Here is a 16,869-nt window from a genome sequence, read left to right as displayed (position 1 = left end):
ACAAGCCCGACACGACAAATCGTGTGCCCACCGTTTTCAGCCGTTCCGGGACCCCCGAAACCCTGTGACAAGCATCAATGCTCGCTCAGACCCGCCCGAATGCCCACCAACTGCGGAACTCGGGTAGGAGGTAGCCGTGCAGGCTGACACCGTCATCTTCGACATGGATGGCACCCTGACCGATTCGATGGATTTCTTGGCCGAAGGCATCCGCGAGGTGGCCAGTCGGTTGGCTGGCCGCGAGTTCAGCGCCGAGGACGCGTCCGACCGGTTCGGGCCACCTGATTTCGATGTGATCGCTGCGATGATCGAGCGGCCGCTGACGGTGGCCGACGAGCAGTTGTACCTCGACCATTTGAAGGCCCAAACCCTTACTGCCGTGCCGCCGATCGCTGGCGTTTCGCAGATGCTGGGGCAGTTGCAGGAATCTGGTCTTCGGCTGGGCATCTACACTGCCAGGGCGTTGCGCCCGGCCTTGGTGATCCTGGCCGAGATGGGGTTGGTCGACTACTTCAGCACTGTGGTGGCCGGTGATCTGGTTGCCGAGCCGAAACCCGCCCCCGATGGCCTGATCGCCGCGATGCAACAGATGGGCGCTGATCCGGCCCGGACGGTCTATGTCGGCGACACCGCCCATGATCTGCAGCTCGCGCAGGCAGCTGGGGTGCGGTCGGCCCTGGTGCTGTGGGCCCGCAACCCGCGGCGGCAACTGATCGGGCAGTCCGATGTGCACTTCGATGATGTGGCAGTCTTCACCGACTGGGTGCTTGGACGCTGACCGCGCGCTCACGACAGTTGAGCCGCCCGCGTCAGAGAACGCCGGTTGAGCCGGCGACGCAGTCGCCGCGTCGAAACCAGGTGACCAAACAACAGAGGTTTCGACACGGGACGCGACGCGTCCCGGCTCAACCGGCGGGACGGGCGTGTCCCGGAAACGCGAGCAGGTCGATATGCGCACCCCTGCCACTGGCTGCGTCGGCCCCACTAGGCTGCGCCTAACGGAGGTAGATCGATGCAAGCTGACCCCAGCGCCCAGCGCGCGTTGCTGCTGATGGCCGACCTGGCAACCCAGGTGGCCCAACTCCAGCACCGCAAGCAGACCTTGCCCGAGCACGCCCAACTGGCCACCTTGGCCGCGCAGCGCGCCCAGCTTGGCGAGCAGGTGGTGGCGAGCCAGACCAGGCTCGGCGATGCTGAGACCGAGCAGGAGCGAGTCGAGTCCGACCTCGAACCGGCGCGGGCGCGGCTCGAGCGTAACCAGAAGCTGATCGACGAAGGTGGCGTCGACGCCAAGGCGCTGCAGTCGCTGATCGACGAGACTGCACACTTGCGCGGACGCATCACCAAGCTTGAGGACAACCAACTCGACATCATGCAGACGGTCGAGGACGAGACCGCCGTTCGCGATCAGCTGATCGCGAAGAAGACGACCATCGAACAGCAGATGCGCGAACTTCTGGCGAGCCGCGACAGCGCCGGGCGTGACCTCGACGGCCAGATCAGCAACCTCGATCTGCAACGCACCCAGTTGGTGGCCGGGTTGCCGTCCGAGTTGGTGGCGCTATACGACAAGATCGCGGCCCGCAACAACGGCACCGGGGCGGCTGAACTGCGGGCCAGGCGCTGCACCGGTTGTGGGCTGGAACTCGACGTGGCAGAACTGAACCGTCATGCCAACGCCACGCCAGCCGAGGTGCTGCGCTGCGAGGAATGCGGACGCATCCTGGTGCGCACTGACCAATCGGGGCTTTAGATTCGGGTCAGCGGGCAGCCTGCCCGGTTTCGAGGATCAGCAGTAGCCGCCGCAGCTCGGCCCGATCGTCAACGCTCAGGCCACCCAGCAGTTCGTGCGCCTGCTGTCCCCTGATCGCGCTGATCTGCTCGGCCCGCTGGATCCCGGCCGGGCTGGCACTGACCAGCACTGCCCGCCGATCGACGGGGTCGGCCACGCGAGTGAGCAGGCCCAACTCGACCAGGTCGTCGACGACCTGGGTGGTCGAGCGCAGCGCGATGCCCAGAATCTGGGCAAGCTGGCTGGGACGCAACGGTCCGTGTCGGATCACCATGCGCAGTGCCCGCGCCTGGTGAGGATTGATGCCGCAGGGTTCAAGGGCGGCCAGGGTGGCGCGCCGAAACCTGCGGCTGACCCGTGAGAACAGCTCGCCGAGGTCGTCGATCTCGGTCATCCGGCGGTGCTCGGCGGCTTCCATACGGTTTGCCTCCCTGAAAGTGCTGAGGTAACCTCTCAATAAGGTAACCACAGTATATCGTAGGGTGAGGAGGTCACCAGATGACGGTCACCCATGATCTCGGGTTCATTAGAGGCCCCAGGCGCATTGATCCGGCAGACCGGGCTCAACTGGCTGAATCACCCGTCAAGTTGGCTCGGCTGGGGGCTCTGTTCGCCCGCCAGCGGTGGCGGCTCGTTGTGCTGCTGGGCCTCATCGTGGCCGTGGCCACGATCGGCATGGGCCAACCGTTCTTGCTGCGCGCAGTGATCGACGATGCCCTGCCCAATCGCGACCAGCGGCTGCTGGTGGCCGCCGTTGCCGGCATGATCGGCATCGCGACCCTCACCGCCTTCGGTGGCGTCCTGCAGACCTGGTGGGCCAGTTCAATCGGGCAGCGTGTCATGCACGAACTGCGCGTCGACGTCTTCGCCAACGTACAGCGCCAATCGATGGACTTCTTCAAGCACACCCGAAGCGGCGAGATCCAGTCGAGGTTGGTCAACGACATCGCGAGCCTGCAATCGATCCTGACCAGCACGGCCACCGCAGTGGCGACCAACTTCACCACCGCTGTGGCAACGGCCATCGCAATGGTTCTGCTCGACTGGCGGCTGAGCATCATCAGTCTGCTGGTGCTGCCACCGGCGATTCTCGCAACCCGTCGGGTTGCGCTCATCCGCCGCGATCTGACCAGCGCTCGGCAGCGCACCTTGGCTGCCATGCACGGTCAGGTGGACGAATCGCTGAGCGTGTCGGGGGCGCTGTTGACCAAGACATTGGGTGCTGCCGAGGCTCGGGTCCAAAGCTTCAGCGATGTTTCCGATCGGCTGGTCGACCTTGATCTGCGTTCGCAGCTCGCTGGCCGCTGGCGGATGGCCACCATGAGTATCGTGTTCGCCGCCCTGCCCGCGATCATCTACCTGGCGGCCGGGCTCGGCCCGGCGTCGGGCGGGTTGACCATCGGCACCGTCGTCGCCGTCACCACCCTGCAAACCCAGATCTTCCGGCCCATCATGGGGCTGCTGAACATCGGCGCCGAATGGGTGGCCTCGATGGCTGTGTTCAGTAGGGTCTTCGGCTATCTCGACCTGGTGCCTGGCGTGCCGGCACCCACGAACCCGGTCAAGATCGACCCGTCCCGGGTAGCTGGCGAGATCCACTTCGACAAGGTCAGCTATCAGTACCCCGACGCCGAGGCGCCAGCCTTGGTCGACTTCGAGCTAGAGGTGCCGTCCGGGGGCAGCGTGGGGCTGGTGGGGGCCACCGGTTCGGGAAAGTCGACCGCAGCGGCGTTGATCTCGCGGCTGGCCGATCCGACAAGCGGACGCATCACCATCGACGGCATTGATCTGCGCGATCTCGATCCGGTCGATCTGGCTGCGGTCGTCGGCGTGGTCAGCCAGGAGACCTACCTGACCCATGACACTCTGCGCGCGAACCTGCTACAGGCAGATCCGCAGGCCACCGATGCCGAGCTTTGGCAGGCGCTGGCCACCGCGCGCATCGATGGGTTGGTGGCCGAACTACCCAACGGGCTGGACACAATCGTGGGAGCCCGCGGCCATCGATTCAGTGGGGGAGAGCGGCAACGGTTGGCTGTGGCCCGCACCCTGCTGCGCAATCCGCGGGTGCTGGTGCTCGACGAGGCCACCAGCGCCCTCGACTCGGCAACGGAACGCGAACTGCAGGCCGCCCTGGACGAACTTGCGGTCGGCCGCACCACGCTCACGATTGCCCATCGGTTGGGTACCTTGCGCGGAGCAGATCAGATCGTGGTGCTCGAGGCCGGCCGCATCGTCGAAATCGGGGCACACGACGAGTTGATCGCCCAGGGCGGACGCTATGCCGGTTTCGTCGCGGCTGGACATGCCCCAGGCGGTGCATCGACCGACTAGGTTCGGATGCATGCCGATCCGCCACGTCCAGGTGCCGGACGCACCACCCCAACTGGTTGCCGGTCTACAGAAGCTGGCCGACGAGCTGAACCTGCCAGGTGACTTCGAGGCCGATGTGCTCGCCGAGGCCGATCAGTTGGCCCGTACCGGCCCGATCGACCGTTCGGTGCGCACCGACCTGACCAAATTGCCATTGATCGCCATCGACCCGCCCGGGTCGACCGACCTGGACCAGGCGCTGCACATCGAACGCCGGGGCGCTGGCTTTCGGGTCTGGTATGCCATCACCGATCTGGCTGCCTGGCTGCGGCCGGGTGGGGCGATCGATCTGGAGGCCCAACGTCGCGGCCAAACCTTCTACGGGCCCACCTGGCGCGTCCCGCTGCACCCACCTGCTCTCAGCGAGAAAGCGGCCAGCCTGTTGGCCGACCAGACGGCGCGGCCAGCCGTGGTCTGGCGCATCGACCTGGCCGCAGCCGGTGAGGTGGTCGATCTGGAGGTGCTCAAGGCTGATGTTGTCGTCGCCGCCCAGCTGAGCTACGCCCAGGCGCAGGCCGATCTGGACGCTGGCGCAGCGTCCGAATCCTTGCAACTGCTGCGCGAGGTTGGACTGGCGCGCCAACAGGTCGAGATCGAGCGTGGCGGGGTCAGCCTCAATCTGCCCGACCAGGAAGTGGTTGCCAACGACCAGAACTGGCACCTGGAGTTTCGGCGCGTGCTGCCGGTGGAGGGCTGGAATGCCCAGATCTCGCTGCTCACCGGGCTCAGTGCCGCTCAGCTGATGCTGGCCGAAGGCGTTGGGGTCTTGCGCACGCTGCCTCCCGCGCGGCAGGTCGACGTCGAGCGGCTGCGCCGAGTCGCGAAATCGCTGCATCTGCATTGGCCGGGAGTCATGGGCTACCCGGAGTTTGTTCGGTCACTGGACGCGTCCGAACCCGACGGGCAGGCGATGCTGAATGCCAGCACCACGCTGTTTCGTGGGGCGAGCTACACCGTGATCAATGGCCAAGAGGGCAAGCAACTCGTCCATGGCGCACTGGCGGCCCCCCTATGCGCATGCCACGGCTCCGCTTCGACGCCTGGTCGACCGCTATGTCGGCGCGCTGTGTGCGGCATTGGCTGCTGGCGATCCCGCCCCCGAGTGGGTCTTGGCGGCTCTCGATGAGCTGCCTGCGCAGATGGCCCAATCCGATCGCCGGGCCAAGCGGTTCGAACGGGCAGTGGTCGATCTGGTCGAGGCACTGGTGTTGCAGGGTCGCGAGGGCAGAACCTTCGCCGGCACCATCATCGACCTGGACGAGCGCCGCCGTGACCGTGGAGTCGCCTCGATCCCACGACTCGCGGTGGAGGCGCCGGTGGCCGGAGCTGGTCTCGAACTGGGTGTCGAGCAGATCCTGCGCCTGCAACGGGCCGACGTTCGAACCGGCAAAGTGCTGTTTGTGCCCGCCTGAAGTAGAATTGCTGGTTGGACGAGTCGGCCGGGTGATCGCGGCGCAAGCTGAGGAAAGTCCGGACTCCACAGGGCAGGGTGGTGGGTAACACCCACCCGGGGTGACCCGCGGGAAAGTGCCACAGAAAACAAACCGCCCGAACCGCGCCCACGGGTGCTGGTAAGGGTAAGGGTGAAACGGTGCGTGTAAGAGACCACCGCGCGCGCTGGTGACAGCGGCGGCACGGCAAACCCCACCCGGAGCAAGACCAAGAGGACGCCTGCGGGCGTCTGCGGAAGCGATTGAGGGCGGCCCGCCCGAGCTTTCGGGTAGGTCGCACGTCCGGGGTGCAAACCCCTGACGGAGGCCGCCGGCAACGGCGGTCACAGATGGATGATCACCGCCTCTTCGAGGCACAGGATCCGGCTTACAGGCCGGCTCGTCCTTCCTTAGCCTCCTGTTGGCGTCGATGTTGATCGTTTGGACTTGTGTTTGCAGGAGTGAGTTCGGAAAGTGCGGCGCGCAAGCCGGTCATTGATGGCAGACCAGGAAGCAACCAAACGAACCCGCAAGTGGCCCGTTTCATTTCGATTCTCCTAGTCAGGCCTCCATGCGTTGGTGTGTGCTCGGCTCTATTCCTACTTCGTGTTCTAGAATCGCGAAAGTCGTATGGGTGTTTCCGGCGGCGTCGGCTCACTATGCGAGGTGCGAAATCTGGGCGACCTGATGGGAACAAGACATCAAGGCCATGATTCAACAATCACGCGAACAAGCCGATTAGGAGGATTCAGCGGTGGCCAAACAGATTGACCTGGCAGAGGGCGGCTATGCCGAACTCGATTACGCAACTCTCGCCACCTTTGCGCGAATCAACGCAGATGGAACCCTCACCATCCTTGACGCCGGTTTCCTTCGCCTCGTCATCATGGACCCGGCACTACCGGTCGACTTTGCCATCGCTGGCCGGATCAGATTTCGAGACGGCGCCCGGCGCGCCGAGATGAAGCTCGTCGTATCCACGCCGGGTGGGATGCGACTGGAACTGGTCAGTGAGGTTGAGCCCGCGCTGCACACCGAATACGGCGATGGTCGCAGCCACGCAATGCTCGCCTTCAACACGCAGATGGCCCCAGGCGCCTACGGGGAAGCTGAGATCCTGATCTACCTCGATGGCGTACAAGTTCGCCGGCTAGTTTTCGAGTTCGTGCCCGTCGGGTGAGAAATGCGGTTCAAACTCACCAGCCACGCACGCGATCGGATGAGAGAGCGACACATCGTCGATGCGAACGTGGCTGAGGTGTTGGTCCAACCTGATTCGGCCACCGACGATCCGAGCCACCGCAGCGTCCGGCTGGAACGGCGGCTTGCTCAAGGGATCTTGGTTGTTTGGGTGGTCGCACCTTGGCCACCAGCGTCTACTATCGTTGTTAAGTCAACGGCTTGGAGGGAGTGACCATGACCAATGCTGTGCTGACCATCGACCGTGACGCGGACGCTGCCTACCTGCGGCTCGGTGATGGCGCCGTTGCGAGCACCGTGAATGTGTCACGCGGCGTGCTTGTTGACTTGGACGAGTTCAACGTCGCTGTTGGCATCGAGGTGCTGGAACTGGATGTGGAAATCCCGTTTGACCAGCTTGTTCGGGAGTATCACATCCCGAGCTCCACAGTGGATGTTTTGCGTGCGGTCAGCCCTCTGGTGACCACCTTTGAAGCGCGGATAGCTACTCGGGATGCGAAGACGAACTCATCCGGGGCCACCAGAGGTCTACTGCAGCCCTGCTGACCTAAGCCTGAAAATAGGCGATCATTGCCTACTGCGCGTCCCCAGTTGGGCACGCTGGGTGCGTCGTCCCCGCTCGGCAGAGGTCCAGTCTGCCTTCGCGAGGCGCTCCTTGCCACCACCCGTCTGGTGCCGCTCGTCACGGCAAGCATCCGTGGATTCAGGCCAAGGGGTGTCGGCGAGCTTGATCGAAGTTCCTCACCCTTCGGTGAGTCGGCATTCTTGGCCTGTGCGAGCCAATCGTGCCTATTGGCGATCAGTCTCAACAGGCGGTCACACGATTCACGCCCAGACGTGAAACCCGGCTAGTCCCCACATCAGACCAGCAATGGCCGCAGCCCCTGCACGTTCGTGCAGCGGCTATGTTCAAACGTGCAGCCTCCCCTAGGATGGACTCAGGAACCGAAGAAGTACTCCGACAGTTGACATCGAAGCGTTGCCCGTCGGCGACCCGCGCTGACGTTGGCGTGAGAGGAGACGCACTGATGGACCAGACCGCTCGCTACGTAGACCTTGCCCTCGGCGAGGCCCAACTCATTGCTGATGGCCGCCACATCCTGTGCGCCTATCACATGGCGCCCAAGGCCGGTACCGGCTATCTCGAGGCTGCCGCCCACTTCGCCGCCGAATCATCGACCGGCACCAATGTCGAGGTCTCGACCACCGACGACTTCACCAAGGGCGTCGACGCATTGGTCTACCACGCCGACGAGGCGTCCGAAGAGATTCGCATCGCCTACCCACTTGATCTGTTCGACCGCAACATCACCGACGGTCGCATGATGCTGGTGTCGTTCCTGACCTTGACCATCGGCAACAACCAGGGCATGGGCGATATCGCCTACGCCAAGATGTTCGACTTCTACATGCCACGGCGCGCCATCGAGTTGTTCGACGGGCCGAGCCATGGGATCGCCGATATGTGGCGCACACTTGGGCGTCCGGTGGTCGATGGCGGCTACATCGCCGGCACCATCGTCAAACCGAAGTTGGGTCTGCGGCCCGAGCCATTCGCCAACGCGGCCTACGATTTCTGGCTGGGCGGCGACTTCATCAAGAACGACGAACCGCAGGGCAACCAGGTCTTCGCGCCAATGCGCACCACCATCCCGCTGGTCTATGACGCGATGAAGCGCGCGATGGACGAAACCGGCGAGGCCAAGCTCTTCTCGGCCAATATCACCGCCGATGATCCGCACGAGATGGTCGCCCGAGGTGAGTTCATCCTGCAGGCCTTCGGCCCGGATGCCGACAAGGTGGCCTTCCTGGTCGACGGCTTCGTCGGTGGTCCCACCGCGGTCACCACCGCGCGGCGCGCCTTCCCTCAGCAGTTCTTGCATTACCACCGGGCCGGCCATGGCATGGTCACCTCGCCCAGTTCAAAGCGCGGCTACACCGCCTACGTGTTGGCCAAGATGTCTCGACTGCAGGGTGCCTCTGGCATGCATGTGGGCACCATGGGCTTCGGAAAGATGGAGGGCGAGCGCGATGACCGCGCAGTGTCCTACATCTGCGAGCGCGACGAATATCAGGGGCCGGTCTACTTCCAGAACTGGTACGGCATGAAGCCGACGGTTCCGATCATCTCCGGTGGCATGAATGCGCTGCGGCTGCCTGGCCTGTTCGACAACTTGGGGCATGCGAACTTCATCAACACCGCTGGTGGCGGGGCCTACGGTCACATCGACGGCCCCAGCGCCGGTGCGCGCTCCCTGCGCCAGGCATACGAGTGCTGGCAGGCCGGGGCCGACCCGATCGAATGGGCCACCACCCATCGCGATTTCGCTCGGGCCTTCGTCTCCTTCCCTGCTGACGCCGACCGGCTGTACCCCGGCTGGCGGGACCGGCTGGAAGGCTGATGCGCTCATGCCTGCACCGACGTTGACGCGTTACCTGCTGGGCGTGGGCCGCGCTCCCGACCAGCAGGATCATGCGCGCATCCTCAGCGCAGTGGCCGTGGCCATGAAGATCACCGCGGCCGCGGTCAGCCGGGGACCACTGATCGTCCAGGGCCACACCAAGGCGCCAGCGCCCACGGCCAGCGAGTACAAGCGCGCTCTACGGCACAGCGCCACCGACGTCCTGCTGTCCCAAGTGGCCGATCTGCCCGAGTTGGCGGCGGTTTCGGTGGCTGGGCGGCCACACATCAACCAGGTTTCAACCGGCGGCCGTTTCCTCCTGCTGGTCGATGCCATGCATGGTCTGGGCAATCTGGACGACAACCTCTCGGTGGGCGCCACCTTCTCGCTATTGCAACTCGAACCCCGCCAGACCGAGATCACTGCGGGCGACTTCTGCCAGCCCGGCTCGCAGCAGGTCTGCGCTGGTCTGGTCCTGTTCGGCCCACGTACCTTGTTGGTCTTGACCACGGGGGCGGGCGTCCAGGGGTTCACCCTCGATCGTGAAGTCGGCAACTTCGTGTTGACCCATCCGGACATGCAGATCCCCGGCGGTGCCCATGTGCTGACGATCAACGCGTCCGAGGCCAAGTTCTGGCCAGCGCCCGTGCGCCGCTTCGTCGACGAGTGCCTGCTCGGCGCCGACGGGCCGCGTGGTCACCAGTACGTGATGCGCTGGAATGCCTCGGCGGTCGTCGGAGTCTTCCGGATGCTCAACAGTGGCGGCATCTTCCTGGTACCACCAACCGAACGTCCGCAGACCTGGTTGGCGCCGTTGTTGTACACCGCCGCACCGATGGCCTTCCTGGCCGAGCAGGCAGGCGGCACGGCAACCACCGGTACGGCTCGGTTGCTGGATCGGGTGCCGACCGCGCTGGATGAGCGCGTGCCGATGTACCTCGGTGAAACCGTCGAGGTCGAACGCCTGATCGGCTACATCGATGACCATGAGAAGGGCCTCGACGCCGAGGTCGCCTACCCACTGTTCCACCATCGCAGCCTGTTCATTGACTGAAAGGTCGAAGCCACATGTCTGTCAAACACCCAATCGTCGCCATCACTGGGTCGTCCGGCGCTGGCACCAGTTCGGTCACCGAGACCTTTCAGGGCATCTTCACTCGGGAAGGTGTACGCCCAGCCATCATTCACGGTGACTCCTTCCACGCCTACGACCGCGCGGGCATGAAGGACGCCTTCGCGCGGGCCGCCGCCGAGGGCAATGACCACTTCAGTCATTTCGGGCCGGACGCCAATCTGCTCGACGAACTCGAGGAGTTGTTCCGCGGCTACGGCGAGACAGGTACCGGCCAGTACCGGGAGTACATCCATGATGAACAGGAGGCCGTCGAGTTCGGTGGCCCACCTGGCACTTTCACCGACTACGTCGATCTGCCCGAGAACACCGATCTGTTGTATTACGAGGGTCTGCATGGTGCCGTGCAGACCGAGTCGGTGGACGTGGCCCGCCATGTCGACCTGTGCATCGGAGTGGTGCCTGCCATCAATCTCGAATGGATCCAGAAGCACCACCGCGACAAGACCAAGCGGGGCTACAGCACCGAGGCCATCACCGACACCATCCTGCGGCGGATGCCCGACTACGTGAACTACATCTGCCCGCAGTTCTCGCGCACCCACATCAACTTCCAGCGGGTGCCGTTGGTTGATACCTCGAATCCGTTCATCGCCCGTACCATCCCAACACCGGACGAGTCGATGGCGGTGATCAGGTTCAAGAATCCGCGCGGCATCGACTTCCCCTATCTGTTGTCGATGCTGGACGGCTCTTTCATGTCGCGGGCCAATTCGCTGGTGGTGCCCGGCGGCAAGATGGAACTGGCCATGCAACTGATCTTCACGCCGATGATCTGGCGGTTGGTGGAAACAGCGCGCAAGCGCCGCGGGTAGAGTCTGGGCGGTGGCTAGACTGGAGTTGCAGCGCTTGGCGAGTGTGGTCGCAGCGATTGCGGTGGCCGGGACGATCCTGGGCGGCTCGGTCACCGCAGTGTTGGCCGCGAAGTTCAGCTATCGGTGGTTCTCGGCCGGGCTGGTCAACAGCCACTCGCTGAGCGCTGAGCAGATGCAGGCCAACTACAACGCGGTCATCGACTACAGCCTGTATCCATGGGTGGACGAGTTGGTGATACCGCATCTGCCGATGTCGGCGGCCGGTGCCCAGCATTTCGCCGAGGCGAAGGACATCTTCCAGATCTTCGTACAGGGCGGATTGATGGCCCTGGTAATTGCGCTGGTGGTGGGCAGTTGGCTGTTGCGGCGCCATCGCAGCGCCGGCTTCCTGACCGGCGGCGCGCTGATCGCGCTGGCGACCCCGGTGGTGCTGGCGATCCCGCTGTTGGTCGACTTCGACCGGGCCTTCGTCGTCTTTCACCAGATCGCCTTCGACAACGACCTGTGGATCTTCGACCCGGCCACCGATCCGATCATCAACTATCTGCCCCAAGCACTGTTCATGCGCAATGCCCTGGCCATCCTGGCGCTGATGATCACCCTCGCCGTGGCTGCCATCGTCATCGGACGCCGGCTCAGCGCTCGACGAGTTCAGCGCGCCTGACCACTTGGTCGCTGAGCCGGTCGACCGTCTCAGTGCTGGCGGCCATGATGAACAGCCCGATCGTCAGATCGGGTTCAGGCAGGTAGGTCACGTCGATGCGGGCCGCCATCTCGCAACTGGGATAGTGCGCGGCGGTGGCCGGCGGTCGGCCGAATTGCAGATCGGTGACGCTGAATCCGCCGGGGGAGTGGTCGGGACAGTTGGTGCGCAGGCGGGCCTCATGGCTGACCCACTGGCGGCCGGCGAAGGCCACCGACTGCCCGCCGCTGCGGGCCAGCACCTCGAACTCGGCATCGGCCGCGGCCAGCCCGAGCGCCGGCAGGGCCAGTACCCGCTGGTCGAACTCGGCGACCAGTTCGACCTGTCTGGTCGTCAGTGGGCCGGCCAGCCCCTGCAGGTAGTAGGCGCCCACGTAACTGCCATACAGTTCGTCCGCGGGGTCGAAGATGACGCTGTGACCCTGCCACGGCGCGAAGTCGCCGAAGCTGAAGTCGACGGTGAACCGAACGGGGGCGTCCAGCCAGCCCGACATGGCCGCGTCGGAGTTGTAGGTGATCAGTCGCGGGTACAGCCCGCCATCGGCCAGCGGCATCGAGACATGGACGCCCGCATCGTGCGCCAGCGACTTGCGCTCGAACCACCAGTCATAGCCGCTCATCACAATCAGCGAACGGTACCTGGCCAGCCACGGATTGACTGCCAGGTTGATCAACACGATCAATACCAGCAGCAGCCCGACGGATCGTCGGCGGCGCCACCGCGAATCGGTTCCACTGGGCATTTCGTCCGATATCCGTTCGCTTTCAAGTTGACTGAACCGTTTCGATGCGTAACAATTGTTACGCGGAATCTCCCTCCGCTTGGGTGTGGTCCTCCCCATTCTTCGGTACCACATCATGCGCAGGACGGTGCGGCCACAATCCCGCCGCACCGTCCTGTCGTTCACTGGCTCGGCTGCGCCATGGTCGACAGATCAATCATGGCCGGATCGCCACCCAGGATGCTGCCCAGAACTGGGCACGGTGAGGATCTCAGCGCCCTGGTCGGTGACGACGATCGTCTGCTCGAACTGGGCACTCCACGAGCCATCCTGGGTCACCACTGTCCAGTCGTCATCCCACAGGGCGGTGCGGGCGCTGCCCAGTGTAAGCATCGGCTCGATCGTGAAGGTCATGCCCGGGGTCATGATGGTGTTCAGGGCCGGTTCGTCGTAGTGCAACACGATCAGCCCGGAATGAAACGCGGTATGCACGCCATGCCCGGTGTACTCCCGAACAACGCCATAGCCGAAGCGTTTGGCGTAGGCCTCGATCACCCGGCCGATCACCGAAAGCGGACGCCCGGGTTTGACTGCCTTGATGCCCCGGTACATCGCTTCGCGGGTGCGCTCTGACAGCAGGCGGACTGGTTCGGTGACCTCGCCGACATAGAAGGTGGCGCAGTTGTCACCGTGGACGCCGTCGACATAGGCCGTCGAGTCGATCTTGATGATGTCGCCATCGCGCAGCGGTCTGGCATCTGGGATCCCATGGCAGATGACCTCATTGATTGAAGTGCAGATGCTCTTGGGAAAGCCGCGATAGTCGAGCGACGCTGGGTAGGCGCCCATGTCGGCCAGGTACTCGTGGGCGACCGCGTCCAGGTGGTCGGTGGTCACTCCGGGTGCGATCTCGGCGGCCGCGACCAGAATCGAGTCGGCCGCGATCCGGCCGGCATGGCGCATCGCCTCGATCACCTCGGCTGACTGTTCGTCCGGACCGTCGTACTGCTCGGCGGCCATCACTCCCACGTAAGGCGGTCTGGCGACCGAGGTGGGTACTGGACGCATGGCAGAGATGGGATAGGGCTTGATCGGCTCACTCACCTGATCGAGTCTAGGCCAGCCCTAACCTGGCCATCAGTTGCTGCCAGACAAGGCGATTTCGGTATCGATGAGCGCATTGATGCGCTTCAGGTCGAGCTGAGCCCCGGCCATGGCCACCATCTCGAGCATCATGTTGCGAAACAGCAGACCCGTGGTGATCGTCTCGGGTTCGGCGTAGTTGAAGACCTCGAAGGCGACCACTCCGTAAAGCCTGGCCCACAGGTAGAGGTAGGCCCAGACCTGGGCCGGGCTGTCGGCCTGCCTCAGATAGGCGTAGTGCGGTAGCTGGGTCGAATAGCTCGCCGCCTGTGCCTCAAAGGCGCCAACAACCGCCGGATCGAACTGCCATCGCACCGAGCTGGCCGCCTGCCGGTCATTCAGCAACGGGTTGAAGTATTCGCCGATCAACCCCGGCGAATTGAGCCGCTCGGCGGCTGTCCGTTCGGCCAGGTCGGCGAACTCTTGGCTGGAGTAGCTGTTCAGCAGCCCGGGGCTGGCGAATGCCAGCCGAAACTCGGCCGGGTACTGCAGCGCCCAACTGCGGAAGGCCACCGCCCCGGCGATGATCTTGGCGAGACTGTTGTCGTGGCGCTCGCCTGCGCGGTCGAGATAGTCACGGGCCTGGCCGATGATGTCGTGCACCATCAGCAGCCGCAACTCGGTCATCGAGTTCACATAGCGGTACAGGCCCGGGCCGGTCAGCCCCACGTCGGAGGCCACTGCGCGCATAGTCAACTCATCGTCATCGTTGAGTCGACGGCGGGCCGATTGCACGATCGCCTGCATGGTCGCACGCCGCTGGCGTTGCCGAGGGGTCAGTTGTTGAGGTGACATCAATGCGGATTATAGGAGGCCAAAGCTCAGCCCACCCGCAAGGTGTCTATTGCGGCGTCCACCTTCGTTTGTCGAGCAGTATCACCGATCGTGACACTGGAGACGAACAGGCCCATCTTGTTCGGGTCACCCAGGTCGACCACGATGATGTCGACCACATCACCTTCGATCTCGGGCATGTCTGCAGACCGGATGCGCACCTCGGCGCGCATCCGCCAGGCCGGGTAGCCGCTGATCGTGGTTGCTTCGTCCATCAGGTCAACGCGGTTGGTGAAGTTCATGTAATAGCCGGACGAGGCGAAGCATTCCAAGGTTTGCCGGGCAGAGATCTCGGGGCTGACGAAGCCATCGGCGGCGTTGAGCGTCCCGACCCCGATATTGCTTATCCAGCCCGGTCGCACCGGATCGATCACCGTGTGCATATCAGAGACCCATTGCAGGTAGAAGCTGTTGTCGTAGCTCCAGCCGTTGATCATTTCGACCGACAGTTTGCCCGAATGCAGTCGGCCATCGCTGGTCTGATCGGTGGCTTCGGTGGCCGCAGTGATCGGGCAATCGGCGAGACTGGCGTGCTGGGTCGGGGGCGGAGTGGGTTTGGAGGTCTCGTCCCAGCCCTGGACGGTGGGGGTGGACGAATTGGAGTCTTCCTGCGCTGGCTCGAACGGCTTGTTGACGCCGGTGCGGCCGCCGAAGACCAACCAGGCGATGAGGGCGACAACCGCGACGGCAGCCACGCCAACGATCAGCCACGTCCAGCCCCGGCCACCGTCGCCATCTCGGCCACGGCGCCCTGACCGGCCTGGTGGTGGGGTGCCCGGGTCGTTGGTGGTGTGTTCTGACCAGGAGTCACCGTCCCAGAATCGGAACCGGCCGGCAGTGCCAGCCGGGTCTGGATACCACCCGGGCAAAGTCATGGTGCCGAGTCTATGCGGACCTGGGGGGACGGCCTGGCCCGCGACTCAACGTTCGACGCGCAACGTGTCTGCAAGATCAGTGATCCTCTGCTCGATGGCTGCGTCGTCGATCGGCCAGGCCCCGAAGAAGAAGCTGTAACCGAATTGATCATCGGTATCGACCATGATCACGTCGACGATGTCCCCGGCCAGCTCAGGATGCTCGGGTTGGGCCACCTGCACTTCGTAGCGCAGTTGGTGGGCTGGGTGACCGTCGACGGTCACGGCTTCACTGTGCAGCTCGATGCGATCGGTGGCGTCGGGGTAGAGCATGGGGTCGTGAATCAAGCAGTGCATCACCAGGGCGGCGGCTGTGGGCAGGTCCGTGTACCCGTCCGCCTCGATGACCCTGCCCAAGGTCGCTGGCGCGATCCAACCTTCGCGCACCTCGAAGTAGATGATCTCCTGGGTGTCGGCGAAGGCCAGCCTGACGGGCTCGCTCTGGGCGTCGGGTGGCCGGGTCATCGACAGTTGACCACCGTAGACCCGCTCTGGATCGCCGGTGATGGTCTCGGCCCGCTCGCCGGAAAAGTAGCCCGGACAGTAGAGGACCGGTGTCGAGCCGGCGCTCGGGCTGTCGAAGTGGCCGGGGTGTCGGCCACTTGGCGGCGCGCCGGGACCACTGACCACCCCGGCCAGCACGCCGATGGTGTACAGCCCGCCCAGCGCAGTCAGGATCGCCAGCCCAATGAGGGCCGCCTTCAGCCCAGCGCCCGACCGAGGCCGGTCAGCGGCAGTTGGAGCTGGCTCGCTGCCGGCCGGCGCCAGGTGTTGGGTCCATTGCTCGCCGTCCCAGTGGCGTAATCGAAAAGGAGTGCCATCGGGGTCGTCGTACCAGCCACGATCGGTCATGGTGCGAATCGTAGGACGACGCGGTGCCGAACACCTCGATTGCGCGGAGGGCTGGCACACTGTGATGCATGGATCGCCCAACCGAGTTCGTGCTGCGCGCTGTCGAGGATCGCGATGTCAAGTTCATTCGACTGTGGTTCACCGACGTGCTCGGGTTCTTGAAGTCGGTGGCGATCTCGCCGGCCGAACTCGAGGGTGCGTTCAGCGAGGGCATCGGGTTCGATGGCTCGTCGATCGAGGGTTACGCCCGGGTCTACGAGGCAGACATGATCGCCCACCCCGACCCTGCCACTTTCCAGCTGCTGCCCTGGCGAGCTCGGCCTGGCACCGCCCGCATGTTCTGCGACATCACGATGCCCGATGGCTCACCTGCGATGGCAGACCCCCGCCATGTCCTCAAACGAGCCCTCAACCGGGCCGCTGATCTTGGCTTCACCTTCTACACCCACCCCGAGATCGAGTTCTTCCTGCTGCGAAACCCGATCACGCCAGGAGTCGAACCAATTGCTCTCGACCAAGGCGGCTATTTCGACCACACCACGATGGACGAGGGCACCG

Annotated in this window: 19 protein-coding genes, 1 other RNA gene and 1 pseudogene; 14 read left to right on the top strand and 7 right to left on the bottom strand. The window is 64.3% G+C overall.

Annotated elements, in window-relative coordinates; translation table 11 throughout:
- The first annotated feature begins 136 nt into the window (after positions 1–136).
- Positions 137–778 carry an HAD family hydrolase gene (locus WBL05_RS13010; RefSeq protein ID WP_424226490.1) on the top strand — a complete coding sequence of 214 codons (642 nt, stop codon included), beginning with the start codon at positions 137–139 and terminating at the stop codon, positions 776–778.
- A 234-nt stretch (positions 779–1,012) separates the two neighbouring features.
- On the top strand, positions 1,013–1,753 hold the full coding sequence (locus WBL05_RS13005) for a zinc ribbon domain-containing protein (RefSeq protein WP_424226488.1): 741 nt from the start codon (positions 1,013–1,015) through the stop codon (positions 1,751–1,753).
- A gap of 7 nt (positions 1,754–1,760) precedes the next feature.
- Here the strand turns inward: WBL05_RS13005 and WBL05_RS13000 are convergent, their stop codons facing one another.
- Positions 1,761–2,210: a MarR family winged helix-turn-helix transcriptional regulator gene (locus tag WBL05_RS13000; protein WP_424226487.1), complete on the bottom strand. Its 450-nt coding sequence runs from the start codon at positions 2,208–2,210 to the stop codon at positions 1,761–1,763.
- A 218-nt stretch (positions 2,211–2,428) separates the two neighbouring features.
- Between WBL05_RS13000 and WBL05_RS12995 the strand changes: the two genes are divergently transcribed.
- The 11 genes from WBL05_RS12995 to WBL05_RS12945 all read left to right on the top strand — a co-directional run bounded on the left by WBL05_RS12995 (position 2,429) and on the right by WBL05_RS12945 (position 11,808).
- The gene (locus WBL05_RS12995) at positions 2,429–4,126 is read left to right on the top strand and encodes an ABC transporter ATP-binding protein (protein WP_424226486.1); all 1,698 of its coding nucleotides are present in this window, start codon (positions 2,429–2,431) and stop codon (positions 4,124–4,126) included.
- 115 nt (positions 4,127–4,241) lie between these two features.
- Complete coding sequence (locus WBL05_RS12990; RefSeq protein WP_424226484.1) at positions 4,242–5,291, top strand: RNB domain-containing ribonuclease; 1,050 nt, start codon at positions 4,242–4,244, stop codon at positions 5,289–5,291.
- 13 nt (positions 5,292–5,304) lie between these two features.
- On the top strand, positions 5,305–5,577 hold the full coding sequence (locus WBL05_RS12985) for a hypothetical protein (RefSeq protein WP_424226482.1): 273 nt from the start codon (positions 5,305–5,307) through the stop codon (positions 5,575–5,577).
- 19 nt (positions 5,578–5,596) lie between these two features.
- Positions 5,597–6,002, top strand: an RNA gene (rnpB, locus tag WBL05_RS12980) — RNase P RNA component class A.
- 347 nt (positions 6,003–6,349) lie between these two features.
- Entirely contained in the window at positions 6,350–6,775 is a 426-nt protein-coding gene (locus WBL05_RS12975) for a hypothetical protein (RefSeq protein ID WP_424226481.1), read from the top strand.
- 3 nt (positions 6,776–6,778) lie between these two features.
- Complete coding sequence (locus WBL05_RS12970) at positions 6,779–7,009, top strand: DUF4258 domain-containing protein (RefSeq protein ID WP_424226479.1); 231 nt, start codon at positions 6,779–6,781, stop codon at positions 7,007–7,009.
- A gap of 2 nt (positions 7,010–7,011) precedes the next feature.
- The gene (locus tag WBL05_RS12965) at positions 7,012–7,341 is read left to right on the top strand and encodes a DUF2283 domain-containing protein (protein ID WP_424226477.1); all 330 of its coding nucleotides are present in this window, start codon (positions 7,012–7,014) and stop codon (positions 7,339–7,341) included.
- A 482-nt stretch (positions 7,342–7,823) separates the two neighbouring features.
- Positions 7,824–9,197: a ribulose-bisphosphate carboxylase gene (locus tag WBL05_RS12960; protein WP_424226475.1), complete on the top strand. Its 1,374-nt coding sequence runs from the start codon at positions 7,824–7,826 to the stop codon at positions 9,195–9,197.
- A gap of 7 nt (positions 9,198–9,204) precedes the next feature.
- Positions 9,205–10,251 carry a hypothetical protein gene (locus WBL05_RS12955; RefSeq protein ID WP_424226473.1) on the top strand — a complete coding sequence of 349 codons (1,047 nt, stop codon included), beginning with the start codon at positions 9,205–9,207 and terminating at the stop codon, positions 10,249–10,251.
- 14 nt (positions 10,252–10,265) lie between these two features.
- On the top strand, positions 10,266–11,144 hold the full coding sequence (locus WBL05_RS12950; RefSeq protein ID WP_424226470.1) for a phosphoribulokinase: 879 nt from the start codon (positions 10,266–10,268) through the stop codon (positions 11,142–11,144).
- A 10-nt stretch (positions 11,145–11,154) separates the two neighbouring features.
- Entirely contained in the window at positions 11,155–11,808 is a 654-nt protein-coding gene (locus tag WBL05_RS12945) for a TIGR01906 family membrane protein (RefSeq protein ID WP_424226469.1), read from the top strand.
- On the opposite strand, the gene WBL05_RS12940 is transcribed toward WBL05_RS12945, so the two are convergent.
- The 6 genes and pseudogenes from WBL05_RS12940 to WBL05_RS12915 all read right to left on the bottom strand — a co-directional run bounded on the left by WBL05_RS12940 (position 11,780) and on the right by WBL05_RS12915 (position 16,311).
- Positions 11,780–12,589: a hypothetical protein gene (locus WBL05_RS12940; protein WP_424226468.1), complete on the bottom strand. Its 810-nt coding sequence runs from the start codon at positions 12,587–12,589 to the stop codon at positions 11,780–11,782. The two genes, WBL05_RS12945 and WBL05_RS12940, sit on opposite strands and share 29 nt — an antisense overlap.
- Before the next feature lie 192 nt (positions 12,590–12,781).
- The gene (gene map, locus WBL05_RS12935; protein WP_424226492.1) at positions 12,782–13,636 is read right to left on the bottom strand and encodes a type I methionyl aminopeptidase; all 855 of its coding nucleotides are present in this window, start codon (positions 13,634–13,636) and stop codon (positions 12,782–12,784) included.
- 69 nt (positions 13,637–13,705) lie between these two features.
- Complete coding sequence (locus WBL05_RS12930) at positions 13,706–14,506, bottom strand: TetR/AcrR family transcriptional regulator (RefSeq protein ID WP_424226466.1); 801 nt, start codon at positions 14,504–14,506, stop codon at positions 13,706–13,708.
- Positions 14,507–14,532: 26 nt separating this feature from the next.
- The gene (locus tag WBL05_RS12925; protein ID WP_424226494.1) at positions 14,533–15,204 is read right to left on the bottom strand and encodes a DUF2510 domain-containing protein; all 672 of its coding nucleotides are present in this window, start codon (positions 15,202–15,204) and stop codon (positions 14,533–14,535) included.
- 117 nt (positions 15,205–15,321) lie between these two features.
- Positions 15,322–15,420 (bottom strand): annotated as a pseudogene (locus WBL05_RS12920) (DUF2510 domain-containing protein); the annotation flags it as partial.
- A 45-nt stretch (positions 15,421–15,465) separates the two neighbouring features.
- Positions 15,466–16,311, bottom strand: a complete 846-nt coding sequence (locus tag WBL05_RS12915; RefSeq protein WP_424226464.1) for a DUF2510 domain-containing protein — start codon at positions 16,309–16,311, stop codon at positions 15,466–15,468.
- Positions 16,312–16,379: 68 nt separating this feature from the next.
- Here WBL05_RS12915 and WBL05_RS12910 point away from each other — a divergent pair.
- Positions 16,380–16,869, top strand: a 490-nt coding sequence (locus WBL05_RS12910) for a glutamine synthetase beta-grasp domain-containing protein (RefSeq protein WP_424226463.1), incomplete at its 3' end; no start/stop codon positions are given.

The organism is Brooklawnia sp. (assembly GCF_049651565.1).
Classification (GTDB): domain Bacteria; phylum Actinomycetota; class Actinomycetes; order Propionibacteriales; family Propionibacteriaceae; genus Brooklawnia.
Note: the sequence above shows the minus strand (reverse complement) of the source record. Positions and strands in the feature narration are given on the sequence as shown.